10 protein-coding genes are annotated in these 16,660 nt (G+C 58.2%); 5 read left to right on the top strand and 5 right to left on the bottom strand.

Going from position 1 to position 16,660, the window contains the following annotated elements; all coding sequences use genetic code 11:
- Window positions 1-105: 105 nt before the first annotated feature.
- Genes PMI17_RS13460 through bcsR form a run of 5 tightly spaced genes read right to left on the bottom strand, consistent with a single transcriptional unit; the run spans window position 106 to window position 9,155 of the window.
- Window positions 106-3,324 (bottom strand): cellulose synthase subunit BcsC-related outer membrane protein, encoded by a 3,219-nt coding sequence (locus tag PMI17_RS13460; RefSeq protein ID WP_009127761.1) that lies wholly within the window; start codon window positions 3,322-3,324, stop codon window positions 106-108.
- On the bottom strand, window positions 3,317-5,614 hold the full coding sequence (gene bcsB / locus PMI17_RS13465; protein WP_036621204.1) for a cellulose biosynthesis cyclic di-GMP-binding regulatory protein BcsB: 2,298 nt from the start codon (window positions 5,612-5,614) through the stop codon (window positions 3,317-3,319). The genes PMI17_RS13460 and bcsB overlap by 8 nt, the downstream gene beginning before the upstream one ends.
- Window positions 5,615-5,629: 15 nt before the next feature.
- Window positions 5,630-8,233: a UDP-forming cellulose synthase catalytic subunit gene (gene bcsA, locus PMI17_RS13470; RefSeq protein ID WP_009127764.1), complete on the bottom strand. Its 2,604-nt coding sequence runs from the start codon at window positions 8,231-8,233 to the stop codon at window positions 5,630-5,632.
- Window positions 8,230-8,961 (bottom strand): cellulose biosynthesis protein BcsQ, encoded by a 732-nt coding sequence (gene bcsQ, locus PMI17_RS13475; protein ID WP_009127766.1) that lies wholly within the window; start codon window positions 8,959-8,961, stop codon window positions 8,230-8,232. Before bcsQ ends, bcsA begins: the two co-directional genes overlap by 4 nt.
- Complete coding sequence (bcsR, locus tag PMI17_RS13480; protein ID WP_009127769.1) at window positions 8,961-9,155, bottom strand: cellulose biosynthesis protein BcsR; 195 nt, start codon at window positions 9,153-9,155, stop codon at window positions 8,961-8,963. Before bcsR ends, bcsQ begins: the two co-directional genes overlap by 1 nt.
- 177 nt (window positions 9,156-9,332) lie before the next feature.
- Between bcsR and bcsE the strand changes: the two genes are divergently transcribed.
- The 5 genes from bcsE (at window position 9,333) to PMI17_RS13505 (ending at window position 16,430) form a co-directional block, all read left to right on the top strand.
- On the top strand, window positions 9,333-10,883 hold the full coding sequence (gene bcsE / locus PMI17_RS13485) for a cellulose biosynthesis protein BcsE (protein ID WP_009127770.1): 1,551 nt from the start codon (window positions 9,333-9,335) through the stop codon (window positions 10,881-10,883).
- Entirely contained in the window at window positions 10,880-11,068 is a 189-nt protein-coding gene (locus PMI17_RS13490; RefSeq protein ID WP_009127772.1) for a cellulose biosynthesis protein BcsF, read from the top strand. The genes bcsE and PMI17_RS13490 overlap by 4 nt, the downstream gene beginning before the upstream one ends.
- On the top strand, window positions 11,061-12,677 hold the full coding sequence (bcsG, locus tag PMI17_RS13495; RefSeq protein WP_009127774.1) for a cellulose biosynthesis protein BcsG: 1,617 nt from the start codon (window positions 11,061-11,063) through the stop codon (window positions 12,675-12,677). Before PMI17_RS13490 ends, bcsG begins: the two co-directional genes overlap by 8 nt.
- 230 nt (window positions 12,678-12,907) lie before the next feature.
- Window positions 12,908-14,920 carry a biofilm formation regulator HmsP gene (hmsP, locus tag PMI17_RS13500; RefSeq protein WP_193372779.1) on the top strand — a complete coding sequence of 671 codons (2,013 nt, stop codon included), beginning with the start codon at window positions 12,908-12,910 and terminating at the stop codon, window positions 14,918-14,920.
- Window positions 14,921-15,149: 229 nt separating this feature from the next.
- A complete protein-coding gene (locus PMI17_RS13505; protein WP_009127778.1) occupies window positions 15,150-16,430 on the top strand; it encodes a dicarboxylate/amino acid:cation symporter in 1,281 nt (426 codons plus the stop codon).
- Window positions 16,431-16,660 lie beyond the last annotated feature (230 nt).

Here is a 16,660-nt window from a genome sequence, read left to right on the forward strand (position 1 = left end):
GGGATGTCGCCTCAAAACCCGCGCTGCAGCATCAATGCTTATTTCTTAGTAACCATCGCGATAACGCCTGTAGGGTCGCCATTTATGGCGACTACCTAAATTAACCTATTTAAAATCCGCATAAGGCGTGAGCGGCTGGGGAGGCATGTCCATATCGCCGTTCCAGCCAGACATTGAGTAGCGCATAAAAATCAAGCCGTGGCTGGGGGTGTAATCCTTCGCCTGCTGAATATCCATCGCTAATCCCACTGACCAATGCGGCGTTATGCGGCGCTCCACCAGCGCCTGCAAGGTATAACCGAAACCCGTGCCCGAACTGCTGTCTGAAGTGGGATTCGACGCCAGCGCAAAGCCGGGATTGAGCGGATAACGCGGCTGCCCATCAGTGTGCGACTGCGACCAGGAAACCGAGCCGCCGAGATCAAACGACCAGTTTTCCGTGCGCTGGCGATACGTCACCGGCACCGACAACGAGAAATATTGCTGCGGGCTGTAATAGCCGCCCTGGCCGAAGGTGTAGTCGCTGAGATCTTTCTGGTAATGCCACAGCATGCTGTTCAGGCCAATAGTGGCGCGGCGATTATCTTGATTGACCAGTTTGTAGTAATAGCCCGCCATCAGGCGTTCACGGCTATTATCCGCGACGTTTTCGCCCGTCAATTGATGCGCGCTGAGATCGGCCCACACGCCATGGGCATCGCCCGTATCGTAGCTTAGGCCGAGCGAGCCGCCGGTCGCGACCACGCCGCCCCAGGTTTTGCCGCCGTGAGTCGCTGGATCACGTGCGCCTGCATACGCCAGCAGCGAGCTGGAGATCGGTCGGCGTGAGGCGCTAAACGTGAGGCCAATGTCATCGACGTCGGTTTTCCAGCTGACGCCGCCAACCCAGTTGCTGGTCGCAAAGCCGAGCGGCGTAGTGCCGAGATCGGCCGACCAGCGCTGGTTATGCCAACCCACGCCCAGCGCGGTGCCTTCATCACGCTGGGTGAAATCGCGGCTGCATCCGCCGGCGTTGGCATCGTTACAGCTGCCGAACGGCTCACTGTGGCCGCCGTTTGCGCTGGAGAAGGTGCCCGCCGAAACCAGCACATGATCAACGCGCACAAAGCTACGACCGTCGGCCAGCGGCGTCTCCGCCTGCAGCATCGTGGTGTGCGCGGTGAAATCGGAGGTACCACCGTTGCCTTTATTGCGCGAGTAATCCTGCTCCAGCATGAACGTGGTGTCCTGCTGGCGATAGAGATCGGCGGCGTCACTGCGGATGCTGCGTTTCAGCCACTCATCCTGCGGTTGATTGCGGGTTAGGGCGGTATAACCCTCATTATCCTGTGGCACGTCCGGGCTGATACCGCTTGCCGCCATCGCCAGCTGATAATCTTTTTGCGCTCGTTGCGGCTGCTGTTGCTGACGTTCCAGCCGCGCCGCATCGCGATAGGCCAGCGCTTTCTCCTGTGAAGGGGCCAGTTTCGCGGCGCGGATTTTCAGCTCATCGAACAGCTGTTGGGCACGCTGCGTATCGCCGCTGTTTTGCCAGGCGAATGCCACACGCCGCCCGCTGTAAACGCTTTGCTGCGCCACGCTTGCCGGCAAGGTTTGCAAGGCGCGATGCGCTGCCGTTGTCTGTTTCAGCGCGATCATGGCTTCGATGCGCCCCAGCGCTTCTTCGCCGCGCGCCAGCACCTTCTTCTGCTGCAGACGATCGGCCAGGTCGTGCATGTTGCTGTCCCATTGCCCAGCCGGCAGACGACGCAGCATGGCCAGCGCCGCGTCATCGCGATCGCCAGAGGCCAGCCATAGCGCTGCGGCATACAGCGCCGCCGGTTGCTGTGGATGCTGGTGCACCATCGCCTCCATCACCTGCGCGCCCTGGGCTTCGCCGCCGCCATTGCGCAGCGCGCCCGCCAGCCGATAAGCCAGCCAGATATCGTCGGGGGTTGCCTGCATCGCCTGGCGATATTTCTCTGCCGCCTGATGCCACTGGCCTTGTTGCGCCAGCGCATCGGCTTCGGCCATCAGCGCATCCGTACGCAGCTGTAGCAGCCGACTTTTCGCCGTGCTGTTGCTGCGATCAAGGCGCAGCGCCTGCTGCCAGAAGTTCTCTGCCTGAGCAGTGTTTTTGCGCGCCTGCGCCACATCGCCAAGGCCAATCAACGCCCAGCTATCGCGATTATCCAACGCTTGCGCGCTGCGATAATACTGCTCAGCTGTCGCCATCTCGCCCTTTTTCAGCGCTGCATCGCCGCTGTCGATCGCCAGCCAGTAGCGGTTGGTTTGCAGCAGCGACTGCCATTTGCCGATCTGCGTGCTGGCCTGGCCAGCCTGAATCGCCTTCTCCAGCCAGCCAATTGCCGCCGCGCGATGATTGGCCCGCGCCTGCGCCTGGCCCATCGCGCCCATCAGTTCGGCATCGTGCGGATTGGCTTGCAGCGCCGCACTGAGGGCGGCAATCGCGCCCGCGCCGCCACCGGCATCGACCAGCGCCAGTCCGCGCATGCGCTGGCGATAAGCCGGATCGGCGAGCATTTTTTGCTGGCGTGCCAGCTCTTGCGCACCGCGCTGCTGGGCATCGCCTTCGGTGAAGGTTTGCAGATATTGCTGCAGGCTGGCGACGCTGCGTTCGCTCACCGGCTGATTCTGGATTTGCTGCAGCCACAGCTCGGAGGCGGCATCGCGCCCGCCGTTGCGGTTGGCAAGACGGCGCAGCTGAGTAAAGGCTGCGCCCGGCTGATTATTGTCAAACGCCATGCGCGCCAGCTGCAGCTCCACGCCGATGTTGCCGGGATAGCGCTGCTCCAGCGCCTGCAGTTGTTGGTACGCTTGCGGCTGCTGGCCGGGTAGACGCGCCACCAGCCGCCAATACTCCAGCTCGGTGTTCACATCCGGAAACACGCCGTGGAAGAGCGCATCCCAGGCGGCTTTGGCTTCCACGACGTGCCCGGCGGTGGCGAGCAGGCGCGCCTGCTGCAGCTGCTGGCGGCCATCTGCGGTGATCAGCCGTAAGCCCGCTTCTGATTCACGCGTGGCGGCGGCATTCGGTGCCACACGCTGCAGTTGCGCCAATAAGGTTTGCGCGTTGGCCTGATCGCCCTGGCGCAGCGCCATACGGATTTGCGCCGCCAGCACCTGCGGATTGTCGGGATCGATTTTCTCCAGCCGATAGAGCGATTGCTGCACCAAATCGAGTTTGTTGGTCGATTCGCCGGTGCGGATCTGCATCAGCAACCACTCAACCGGCGCCACCTGCGGGCCAGCTGGAGCCGCACCCGCGCCTGCCAGTAGACCCAGCGCGCTGGCGATCAGCACGCCAGGCCGCAGTTTATTCATCGTCATCCAGCTCGGCCAGACGGCGACGGCTCACCATGCGCATCAAGCGCCAGGCCATCAGCGCAAACAGCACCACGACGACGACCGCGCAAAGCGCCAGCCACACCGGATGGGTGGCGAGCAGATTCCATAAGCGCTCCCACCACGGCAGGTGACCAACGTAATACGTATCGCCGACGCGCAGGCTGTTCACGCCCGATTCACGGATCACCGTGGCGGAACCGAATACCGCCGCACGTTTGCCGCTGTCGAGCAGCGCGTTATTCAGCAGCTCCCAGCCGCGTGGGCTGTCGGCCAGCAGCGCGACCACGCTGCGTTGATCGTTAAACGGCGACTGGAAGCCGACAATCCCGCCCATCGGTCCGCGTGAGCTGATGGTGGTTTGGCTTTCCACGGTGCGATCGCTGTCCGATATTGGCAGGCTTGGTGTCGTCATGGCGCGCGCGGGCATGTTGATCCAGCTGCGCGCCGCGTCGGCCAACAGGTTGATCTTGCCATCGTCCTGCAGATCCGGCGGAATGTCGCCGATCATCAACACATCGGCATCGCTCTGTTGGGCTTTACGCCAGTCATCGCTCATCTGCACGCGCAGTGCGGGATAGCCGGTTTGCGCGCCGATGCTGCCCAGCGCATTCAGCAGGGTGCTGACTTCATTGTTGCTCGGCTTAGGCTGAACCAGCACCAGCGTTTGCGCCAGATCGGCGTAGCGGCTGTAAGGGAAACCGGCGTTGGCGAACGCCGCCAGCGAGGGCATTTCGATGTAGTGACGATAGCCGGAAAAATCGATGCTGGAGGTATCGTCGATCACTACATGATGTCCCACCGTAGTGACGGTTTCGCAGCGGCCATCGGCGGTGCCGCCAATAAAGGTGTTGGCGTAATCAAAGTTGAAGCGCAGCTGATTCACCACCCCGAGGCGCAGCGCCGGAATGGTTAACTGGCGATTGCTGTCCTGCAAACCCTGCATCAGCGGAATACGCATCAGCTGCTGACCGGCGCTATCTTTCGCCGTCAGCGGATAGTCCTGCATGAACTGATTGTTGAGATGCACCGCCAGCCGCGAACCATCCTGTTGTATCGGCGAGGTGTAGCGGTAGTGCAGATCCATATCGATGCCGCGTGCGCGCACCAGGAACAGATCCGGCGGCAGATTCAGCGTCAGGCTGATGGGGTTAGGCTGCAAGCCGTCGCCCTGTAGCTGGTTTTGATATTGCGTCAGCTCGGCAAAGGTGGTGCGGCGATCGGTGCGCACCCAGTTAGGCGCATCATAGGCCTGACGCGGCGCCAGCAGCTTCACGCTGTCAATGGTCGCGGTCTCACCGCGTAGCAACAGCTGGCCCTGGGCAATACCTTCCACCGCCGTTAACAGATCGTTGTCGTCACGCCCAAGAATCAGCAGCATCTTCTCGTACGGATTGTCCGGCTGATTCACCATCGCTACCGTTGGTTTCTCTACCGGCGGCAAATCTTTCAGGAAGTCGGGACGATGATCGTTGGTGGCAAACACCACTGCGTGCTGCTGATTCGGCAACTGGTTATACAGCACCGGGAATGACTGACCACGCCACGCGGCTTTGCTGCCAAACCATGAAGCCAGAATAGCGGCGGCGCGCTGCTGCACTAGAGTTGGCTGGGCGTTGAAAATCATCGGCAGCTGCAATGGGCGGCTGTCGCGCGTATCAAAAAACGGCTCCGGGAAATGCGACAGATCGTTCTTCAGCGGTAACTTCTGCAGCGTCAGATCGAGTTTGCTGGCTTTGCCAATATCCAGCCAAATAGTGCTGTTGGCCGGATTCTCACACACGTTGGCGTAATGACCGACCAGCTCCAGACGCACGCGGTTAAAATCGCTGATGAAACGCGGATCGACGGAGATTTGCGTTTGATTCTCTTTGCCAAGCTGCTCGGCGGTCACGGTGACCAATCCAACCAGCTCATCATTGAGATAGACCTTGAGCTGCGACAGCGTGGGGATCAGCGCGGGCGAGGGACGATAGCTGAGATTGAGCAGCGCGCGCGTCACCACTTCATCGCTGCGCACGCCGAACTCAATCTGGCTGCTGGGTTCGGTACCGCGTAGCGTCATGCTGCCTGGTGGCGGCGCGACCTGATTAAACATCAGTTGGCTATCGCGCAGCGGCGCGTTGGCATCGACCAGCGCATTCACCTCCGACAGCGGCGGTGACACCGCACTGCCTGCGGCAAACGGTGCAGCAGACTGCGGCGCGGCCTGCGCCAGTGAGACGCAGCCCAGCAGCAGGGCGGTAAACCAACTCAGTTTTCTCATCATGGTCATATCATCAACTTAAGTGAAATCGGTATTGAGCGACGCAGGCTGGCGCTCAATACGCTGCGGCAGCAGCGTTGCCAGCCAGCTCACCAGCGCGGTGAGCCCACGGAATAAACGGCGCAGCGGCGCGGGTCCATACTCGGCCAGACGCAGGTAGCCTTTAAAACCCAGCAGCATAATGTCGGCCAGACTTTGCACCGGTTTATCTTCCGGGAAGCCGTCCTGCCACAGCGCCCAGGTATCGGCACGCGCAAAGGTGCACTGAATGAATTCGATGTGTTGGCGCGTGGTGAGCTGATGCAGGCGAATGCCGGCGCGACGGCCAAACACGCGCTGCACCTGGCACGGGAAGCTGAACTCCTGCTGGCCCCGACGCAGCAGCAGCCACACCGGTTCATCCTCTTTCAGCGCATCGGCTTCTCGCAGCTCAACGCCTACGCCGCCGTCGGAGTAGTCGCGCAGCGTGCACGGCACCATGTGCCCATCCTGACGCGCAATCGCCGCGGGCATGGCGATCTCGACGCGATGCGCTTCGCGGATTTGACGCGCTTCCACCGAAACCGCCACCGCGCCACCGAGGATAATCATGTTGTACAGCACCCATACCAGGCTGACCCAAATGGTGAGCATCTCGTTGGCCGGACCGTAGGCCATACGCCAGAAGGCCATGGCGATACCGGCAATATTCAGCAGCACCAGCATCATGTACGGCTTGGTGATCACCCAATCGAGATGCCGTTCGGCAACTAAACCGCCTTTAGCGGTAACGTTGAACTTGCCTTTATGCGGATTGAACAGCGCCACCGTGGTGGGGCGCGCGATGTACCACGCCAGCACGGTTTCATACACTTCACTCCAGAACGAGTGGCGCCAGCGCCCCTGAATGCGTGAGTTGGTTAAGCTGGTGTGCAGCATATGCGGCAGAACGTAGATGGCAATCGCCAGCGCCGGCGCATAGATGATGTAGGCGTGGCACAGCAGAAACGCCAGCGGCGCCAGCAGGAAGATCAGGCGCGGAATCCCGGCGAGAAAGTGCAGCATGGCGTTGGCGTAACACAGGCGCTGCACCAGCTTTAAGCCTTTGCCGAACAGCGGATTATCGAGACGGAAAATCTGCACCATGCCGCGCGCCCAGCGGATACGCTGGCCAATGTGCGCGGATAAACTCTCGGTCGCCAGGCCCGCCGCCTGTGGAATGCGAATATAGGCCGAGGTGTAACCCTGGCGATGCAGGCGCAGCGAGGTATGCGCATCTTCGGTGACGGTTTCGACTGCAATCCCGCCAATCTGATCCAGCGCGCTACGGCGCAGCACTGCGCAAGAGCCGCAGAAAAATGCCGCATCCCAGGTATCGTTGCCATCCTGCACCAAACCATAAAACAGCGACCCTTCATTCGGCGTCTGGCGGAAGCGCCCCAAATTGCGCTCGAACGGATCGGGCGAGAAGAAGTGGTGCGGCGTTTGCAGCATCGCCAGCCGATGATCTTTCAGGAACCAGCCCATGGTCAGCTGCAGGAACGAGCGGGTCGGCACATGGTCGCAGTCAAAAATAGCGACGTAATCGCTGCGACACACTGTTTTCAGCGCATGGTTGATATTGCCGGCTTTGGCGTGTTCGTGGCTGGCGCGCACCACGTAATGGATGCCAACGCTGGCGGCAAACTCGCGGAACTCTTCGCGCGTGCCATCATCCAGCAGATAGATGTTGAGCTTGTCCTGCGGCCAGTCGATGCCCATCGCCGCATAGATGGTCGGCTTCACCACGCTGAGCGGCTCGTTGTAGGTTGGCACCAGGATATCGACGCTCGGCCAGGCAGTAATTTCTGGCGGCATCGAGACCGGCTGGCGATTGAGCGGCCACAGCGTCTGGAAATAACCCAGCACCAACACCGTCCACGAATAGGTTTCTGCGCCAATCAGCAGCAGGCCAAACGTCAGGCTGAGCGGATCGTCCCAGTTGAGGGTTTCGGTATAGCGCCACCACAGATAGCGGCAGGAGATGGTGAGCGACAAGACGATCAGCATGATGGTGGGCAAACGCCCCGGCACGCGCCGCACCAGCATTGCTAATCCCCACAGCAGCAGCACGAAGACAAACTGTGTAGTGATGCCGAAAGGCTGTGAGATACAGAGCAGCGCCAGCAGGCTGGCAACCACAGCGGCCACGATAAACAGCAGCTGACGTAGCCGTGGCGGCAGCGCCTGAATGCGTTGTTCACTGCGCTGGGCGAGACGCGTTTGCTCCAGCCGGCCGGGCAGCGCGCCGAGCCACTGATACAACGGCTGACGCCAGCGCAACAGCGGCTCAGCGCTGAAACCCTTACGGGTGCGGTGTTCGCGTGGCCGCACCAGCATCAGCCACAGGCTCTGCATCGCATAGCGCAGCACATCCAGCGGACGCGGGCGCAGCGGCGAAATGTGCGGATAGTAACGCTGACGATGTTGCAGGATATGCTGCCAGCCGGGTGCTTCCAGCCGCAGCAGCGACCAGCCGAGCACGCACCACAGCAGATGCAGCGCGATGGTGCAGCGGCCCGCGCCATGCTGACGCGCCACGGTGGCGCGGCGCTGTAACGCTTGCCACGCAGGTGGCATCAGCAGCCAGCGCAACGGATTCACGCTGCGCCTCCAGCCACATTCAGCAGCAGCCAGTTGGCCAGCGTATTGATCTCTTCACTCGCCAGCGCATGCGGCCGGTATTCGCCCACCGGCTGTTTCATCATCAGTGCTTCCGCCAGCGCTTCATCACGGTGAATCACTTGCGGAATCAGGTTCTTCAGCGAACTGATCCACAGCTGATGCAGATCCTGCTGCAGTTGGCTGTTAGCGTTGAACTGGTTAATGAGGAACAGCGTATGCGGGGAGATGCGCGCGTGATGCAGGCGCAGCTGACAGTTGGCATCCAGCGTCAGTACCTGCAGCAGACGATCGGCGGCGGCGATAAACGATCGCTGCCACGGCAACAGATCCGCCGGGATATCGAGCACAATCCATTGATAATGTGTTTTCAGGGCCGACAGTGCCTGCAGCAGCGGCGCGGCAAAATCGCCATCGGCCGCGCTGAGCTGTGCACTTTGTGGCGGCGTCAGTGCGCCAAACGGCAGAAAATCCAGCCCGCTTTGATAGCGCTGGGCGCATTGCTGCCACGCTTGCTGTTCAAGCAGCGCGGGCGCCCAGCCCTGCGCGGTGTTGATGGGCAGATTAAAGTGGGCGGCCAGCTGATTGACCGGTGAAAAATCGATGATCAGCACCGATTCCCCCAGCGCATTGAGCGCCCAGCCTAATGCCGCGCTGAGCGAGGTGGCGCCGCAGCCGCCACGTATACCTTGCAGTGCAATCATCGGCATTAACGATCGGGCTCCTGGGCGGCGCTTATTTCACGCAGCAGCGGCCAGCGCGCCATAATGCTATTCAGGCGCGCTTCACGGGCAATATCAATGTAGCGAAATGCCTTAAGAGAAAAGGCCGCGCTTAAGGCATTAATGTCATCATGATCTTCGCTGCCAGACGCGCTCAGCGAAAAAGCATTTTCTATTTTCATTACTTTTTTGCCACCCAAAATCGACAACGGATGAATTGTGATTCTATTTTTTGTAAAGTCTAAACCAGAATATTGCGACGAACTGTGCAACGATGCGGTTATTTTTTTTATTTCACCAGTTCCAATCGTTGCCGTCTAGATTAAACTCGCTGCGAGGGTAGCGATCGCGAATAAAATATGAAAAATCACTATGCGCTTGGCCTGCAACAGATTCAGCAGGAATTAAATACCCTGCAGACGCCAGGGTTTTATTGGATTACCAGCCAGCGTCAGGAGGATGCCCGGCTGTTGCTGCGTCAGGTCATTAGCCAGCAAGATGCCGCCACGCTTATCAGCGCAGATGAGAAGCCGCAGGCGCTGTTAACGCCCGATCCGATTGGCGGTCCGGCGCGAATGCCATTATTTTCCCTGCCCGCCAATAAAACCAGCTTGCAGCAGTTTGAGAGCGATCTTTCACGCGTGCTGAATAATCGCAGTGGCATCGTGCTGTTTTATAGTAATGCCGCCTTGTGGCGTAAATTATCGCAGGATGAGCTGACTATTTGGCTTAAGCGCATGCGTCGTTTGTTAAGTAAAAAACAAATCACGCTGTTAATGATCACCTCCGGTGCTTCAATAATTCACTTACGTAATCATCTGCAAGGTTATTTTCGCCAGCTTGATGGTCTCGCACATTTAGAGTTTCAGCAGGACAGTTGGCAATATCGAATTAACTGGTGGTACGCCGCCGACAAATTACTGGCCGACCGCGCTATCCGTTTGAGTTATGTCGACAATCAATTTATTGCCGTTAATGAAGCGGAACAAAATATTCCCTTAAGCCGCAACGATGAAAACCAATTTCTGGCGCAGGAAAGTGTGCTGGAAGGGGCGCCACCGCTCTCGGTGCAGTGGCAGCTGTTTAGCGATAATGACCGCGTGTTTTCGCGTGCCCAGCAGGCGAACGCCGCCACGGTCATCTTTAGCCTGGTCCATAACCAGGACATCAATACGCTAGCGAACATGGTCCATAGTTTGCGCCGATCGCGCGGCAGTGCGCTGAAGATTGTGGTGCGTGAAATCAGTACCACGCTGCGCTATAGCGATGAACGTTTGTTGCTGGCCTGCGGTGTGAATGCCATCGTGCCGAACGCCGCCAGTTTGTCGCGCTTTCTGACCACGCTGGAAGGTATTCAGGGGCAGCAATTCTCACGACATGTGCCCGCAAATCTCAGCGTACTGATGCAGGCGCTGCAGCCGTTGCAGCAAAAAGGCTATCTGCCGCTCGAGGCGTTTTGTGCGGCGGTGCAGCAGCTAATGAGCAATACGCTGCTTCCTGAGAACGATAAAGGCTTGATGGTGGCATTGCGTCCGGTGCCGCAGCTGAAACCCGAGCAGATTCTGACGCTGTGCAAACCCCGGCGCTTCGGCGATTTGGTCACGCTGATTAACGATCGCATCTATCTGTTCCTCTCTTCATGCCGATTCAATGACCTGGATATTGCGCTGAAATCGATCTTCTCGCTGCCGCATGATGAGCTGTTTAGCAACCGCATGGTGTGGTTTGAAGACAATCAGATTTTATCGGAGGCGCAGAAAATCCGGCAGCTGACGCCGGTGGCGCTGCGCGATGTCACCGAGCAGCCGCTAGCCGTCGCGCCGGTCAGTGCCCCTGCAGCAGCCACCGCGCGCGCCGCACTAACACCGCAGCCGATCACGCTCAATCTTGATGGAGCAGAGCGCCGATGATGCTGATGGATTGGGTGCAGGTGGCGATCCTGCTGTTACTGATTTTACTGTTGCTGAAATCACTGTTTGGGCGCGGAGTCGCGCGCCGCAGCATCAACCCGCTGATGCGATGGTTGCCCACCCGCGCGCTGAAATCAGAAGGCCAGTGGCAACGCAAAGCGAAGAAAACGGATAAACATGGATAACAGATTGACGTGGCGCGGCCTTGGTGGCTGGAATTTTTACTTTTTGATCAAATTTGCCCTGCTGTGGTACGGCTATCTCAATTTCCACGCGCTGAGTAATCTGGCCTTTCTGGCATGGCTGCTGTTGCCGCTGCCGGGTTTGCGTCTGCATCGCCTGCGCCAGTGGATTTCGCTGCCGATTGGCGTGGCGCTCTTCTGGCACGATACCTGGCTGCCGGGACTCAATTCGATCATGAGTCAGGGAAGCCAGCTCGCCAGCTTTTCGCCAGGTTACCTGCTGGACCTGCTCAACCGCTTTATCAACTGGGAGATGATTGGCGCGGGCTTGGTACTGCTGGTGCTGTATCTGTTTATCGCGCAGTGGATTCGCATCACCGTGCTGGTGACGCTGATGCTGATCTGGCTGAATGTGCTGACCATCGCCGGACCAGCAGTGAATTTACTGCCGAGCCGCGCTGCAACGCCCACTGTGAAACTCGATAATGCGCCAGCGGCGAAAGCGCCGGATGGCCTCGATCAATCCGCGCCGCCGACCAGCGCCAATTTAACCGCATGGCTGAACCGCTTTTACGAGAGTGAGCGCCAGCGTGCTACGGACTTCCCGGAAGCGCTACCTGCCGATTCGCAGCCGTTCGATATTCTGGTCATCAACATCTGCTCGCTGTCGTGGTCTGATTTGCAGGTGACGCAGCTACGCAATCATCCGCTGTGGCAGCACTTCGATATTCTGCTCAATAACTACAACTCGGCCACCGGCTACAGCGGCCCGGCGGGGATTCGTCTGCTGCGCGCCAGCTGCGGGCAAAGCTCGCATAGCGATCTGTATAAAGCCACCGATCAGCGCTGCTATCTGTTTGATAATCTGGCGAAGCTGGGCTTTAAGCAGCAGCTGATGATGGATCACACCGGCGTGTTTGGTAACTATCTCAAAGAGCTGCGCGAAGAGGGCAATCTGCAGGCGCCATTGATGTCGCAGGCGGGTATAGCGCCAGAAGTGACCTCGTTTGACGGCTCGCCGGTGTTTAATGATGCGCAGCTGATGCAGCGCTGGCTCGACGATCGCAGTAAGAGCAGCGATGCGCGCAGCGCGACGTTCTATAACCTGATTCCGCTGCACGATGGCACGCGCGAACTGGGCAGCACGCGCAGCGCCGACTGGCAGCCGCGTGCCAAAGTGCTGTTCGACCAGCTCGATGCCTTCCTGACTAATCTGGAGAAGTCCGGCCGTCGCGTGATGGTGCTGGTGGTGCCGGAACACGGCGCGGCGCTGCAGGGCGACAAAATGCAGATGTCGGGATTGCGTGATATCCCCAGCCCGGATATCACCCATGTGCCGGTTGGCATTAAGTTTGTCGGCATGAAGGCAGCGCATCAGGGCCAGCCACTCAGCGTTGAGACGCCAACCAGCCTGATGGCGATCTCTGAAATCGTGTCGCGCGTGGTGGATGGGCAGCTATTTAACGCGCCGAACGTCAATATGTCGCTGCTGACCGATAATCTGCCGCAGACGCCGGTGGTGTCGGAGAACGATAATGCGGTGGTGATGATGTATCAGGGCAAGCCGTGGATCCGCCTGAACGGCGGCGATTGGGTGGCGTATCCACAGTAAGTATCGATTTCAAATTTTTCATCTGTCGTAGCGGCGCAATTTATTGCGCGATAAATCGCGCCGCTACAAATCCCTGCATGTTTATCACCTGCCTAATTCCGAATCACTTCATAAATAACCCAACTTGCTTACTTTTCGCCGATATCCCGGCGAAAAAAACGCGCGACCTGGGATATACTCGCTGCGAATTTCATCTCATGACACGCCTTTGATGGCCTGGAGAAGTTTTGTTGCGCGTCAGTCGTTCTCTAACGATAAAGCAGATGGCGACGGTTTCCGCCGTGGCGATGGTGACCATCTGCATTTTTATTGTCATCCAGCTCTTTCACTTTGTGCAGCAGCGCAGGATTGACTACGCCCAACAAATGGAAAATGTGGCGCATACCGTGCGTCAGCCGCTCTCCGATGCCGTGTTGAAAGCCGATATTCCGCAGGCCGAGCGCATTCTCAATACTTTGAAACCCGCCGGTATTTTATCGCGCGCCGATGTGGTGCTGCCGAACGCGTTCCAGGCGCTGCACGCCGATTTCGCGCCGGAAAAACCGGTGCCGCGCTGGGTGGCGCGCCTGTTTGAGCTGCCGGTGCAAATCACGCTGCCGCTCTATTCGGTTGAGCGCTCTGGCTTGCCAAAGCCGATTGCGTATCTGGTGCTGCAGGCCGATTCGTCGCGCGTCTATCAGTTCCTGCTCAGCACGTTATCCACCATGATCACCACCTATCTGCTGCTGGCGCTGATCCTTTCGATCTCCATCAGCTGGTGCATCAATCGCTTGATTGTGCATCCGCTGCGCGATATCTCGCGTGATTTGCAGGAGCTGCCGCCGCAGGCGATTTTGACGCACAAAATGACGCTGCCGCATAACCATCGTGATGATGAAATCGGTATGTTGATTCGCAGCTATAACCGCAATCAGCAGGTGCTGGAGTCGATTCACGACGAAATGAGCCGCATGACCACCCATTTCGCCGTGACGGATCTGCCCAATCGCGCGCTGTTCCTTGCGCTGCTCGAACAACACATGAGCCATCAACGTAACCGCCAGGCGTGGGGACTGATGGTGATTCGTATCGAGACGCTGCAGGAAGCCAACGGCGTGTTGAGCGATGAGCAGCGCGATACGCTGATGCTGACGCTGGTGGAGAAGATTCGCAGCACCGTGGACGATCACGTGCTGCTGGCGCAGACCGGGCCGAGCGACTTCGCCTTGCTGATGAAGCGTGCGCACAATCCGTTCCGTGCCATGCGCCTGGCGCGCAATCTGATGATTCGCATCAATCAGCCGGTGAACCTGCAACAGCTGCAGCTGCGGCCTAATGCCAGCATTGGTCTGGCGCTGCATGAAGAGAACAGCATCTCGGCCAGCGAGCAGCTGGATCGCGCTACATCGGCGATGATGTCGGCGCGCCATCAAGGCAAAAACCAGATTCTGTTCTTCGACCCGGCACTCACCGAGCGCGCGCAAAAGCGCTTAACGCAGGAACATGACATTCTGCAAGGTTTGCAGGAGGATCAGTTCTCCCTCTATCTGCAGCCGCAAATCAATATGGAAACCGGTGAATTGGCCGGTGCCGAAGCGCTGCTGCGCATGCGCATGCCGGATGGCAGCTATGGCTTATCGGAAGAGTTTATTGCCAGCGCTGAAGAGATTGGCGTGATTTCGGCGATTGGTCGCTGGGTGTTTGAAGAGGCTTGCCGCATTCTTGCCGGCTGGCAGAAGCAGGGCATTAACATCCCGCTCAGCGTTAACATCTCGGCGGTGCAGCTGCGCGATGCCAGCATGGTGAGTCATTTGCAGGGCTTACTGGAGCGCCATCGCATTGCGCCAGGCAACTTCGTGCTGGAAATTACCGAAACCGCACAGATTGGTGATGCCGAACAGGCGATTGCGCTGCTGCGCTCACTGCAACAAACCGGCGTGGCCGTCGCGCTTGATGATTTCGGCATGGGTTACTCCAATCTCAACTACCTTCATCAGTTTAAAGCGCTGCCGGTGAACAAGCTGAAAATGGATCGCAGCTTCGTCGCGGCACTGCCCGATGATGACACCATGGTACGCATCGTGGCGGCGATTGCCGACATCATTCACCTTGATGTGATCGCTGAAGGTGTGGAAACCGCCGAACAGCGTGACTGGCTGCTGGCGCGCGGAATTACTATAGGGCAGGGCTACTTATATGCTGAAGCGCTGCCGCTCAACGTCTTTAATCACCGCTGGCTCCAGACCCCGCAACTCCCTGAATAATCACCTTGGTTATTGATTTTCCTTATAAAATTACAGCGAAGCGCTAAGCTGAAGCGTTTCAGTTCATAGTTAGAGTTTTGTAACTTTTGTAAGGAATGTTAGGGGATATTAATCTTGTTAACAGGGTGTTATTTTCCTCGCCATCGGTAAGGTTTTACGCTTCTGGCGGCTTGCCGCATGCGTTACTCCACAACAATGGCGGTGCAAACCGTCTTACTGGACACCTGTTATGAAAATCTTAAAAAGCCTCTACTTGCAGGTCATAGTTGCCATTGGCATCGGCGTCCTGTTAGGCCACTTCTATCCTGAGTTAGGCGCACAAATGAAGCCGCTCGGAGATGGTTTCGTTAAGCTGATCAAGATGATCATCGCCCCCGTTATTTTCTGTACGGTGGTGACCGGTATTGCCGGCATGGAGAGCATGAAAGCCGTTGGACGTACTGGCGCGGTCGCGCTGCTGTACTTTGAAGTGGTCAGCACCATCGCGCTGATCATCGGTTTGGTGGTGGTCAACGTGGTGCAGCCGGGTGCGGGCATGAACGTTGATCCGGCCACGCTGGATGCCAAAGCGGTCGCGGTTTACGCCCAGCAGGCGGAGCAGCAGGGCATTGTCGCCTTCTTACTGGATGTGATCCCGAATAGCGTGGTCGGCGCCTTCGCCAGCGGCAACATTCTGCAGGTATTGCTGTTCGCTATTCTGTTCGGCTTTGCGCTGCATCGTCTGGGCAGCGCCGGCACGGTGATGTTTAACGTTATCGAAAGCTTCTCGAAAGTGATCTTCGGCGTTATCAACATGATTATGCGTCTCGCGCCAATCGGAGCCTTTGGTGCCATGGCCTTTACCATCGGGAAATATGGTGTGGGATCGTTGGTGCAGTTGGGCCAGCTGATCATCTGCTTCTATATCACCTGCGTGCTGTTCGTGGTGGTGGTGCTGGGGCTGATTGCCCGCTTCGCCGGCTTCAACATCTTTAAATTTGTCGCCTACATCAAAGAAGAGCTGCTGATCGTACTCGGCACGTCCTCTTCCGAGTCTGCGCTGCCGCGTATGCTGGATAAGATGGAGAAGCTGGGATGTAAGAAATCGGTGGTGGGCTTGGTTATCCCTACGGGTTACTCCTTCAACCTTGATGGCACCTCGATTTATCTCACCATGGCGGCGGTGTTTATTGCGCAGGCGACCAATGCGCATATGGATGTGTTCCATCAAATCACGCTGTTAGTGGTGCTGCTGCTCTCCTCTAAAGGCGCAGCGGGTGTCACCGGCAGTGGCTTTATCGTGCTGGCGGCAACCTTGTCGGCGGTGGGACATCTGCCGGTAGCCGGTTTGGCGCTGATTCTGGGTATCGACCGCTTTATGTCGGAAGCGCGTGCGCTGACCAATCTGGTCGGTAACGGCGTGGCGACCATTGTGGTAGCCAAGTGGGTTGGCCAGCTGGATGAGAAGCAAATGAACGCGACGCTTTCTTCAGCGAAAAAGGTGAAAAACGCATCAGAAACCGCTGCGTAAAAGGCTATTTGCGTTAATTTGCCGAGAAATGCCCGCTGTCGCTTGCCCTGACAGCGGGCATTTGCATAATAAACCCCATTGATTTTTTTCCCGATTTTTTGCCTCGTTGCGCGACATCCTGACCTTCTCGTGGTCAAAGAGTCTGTTATTAAATAAACGTGGCGGCAAACTGCCGCACCGGTCACCCCAGATGTGGCCGAACATGCCGCGCTAACGAGCGTTGATCTGTT

It is taken from the genome of Pantoea sp. GM01, assembly GCF_000282675.1.
GTDB lineage: Bacteria > Pseudomonadota > Gammaproteobacteria > Enterobacterales > Enterobacteriaceae > Pantoea > Pantoea nemavictus.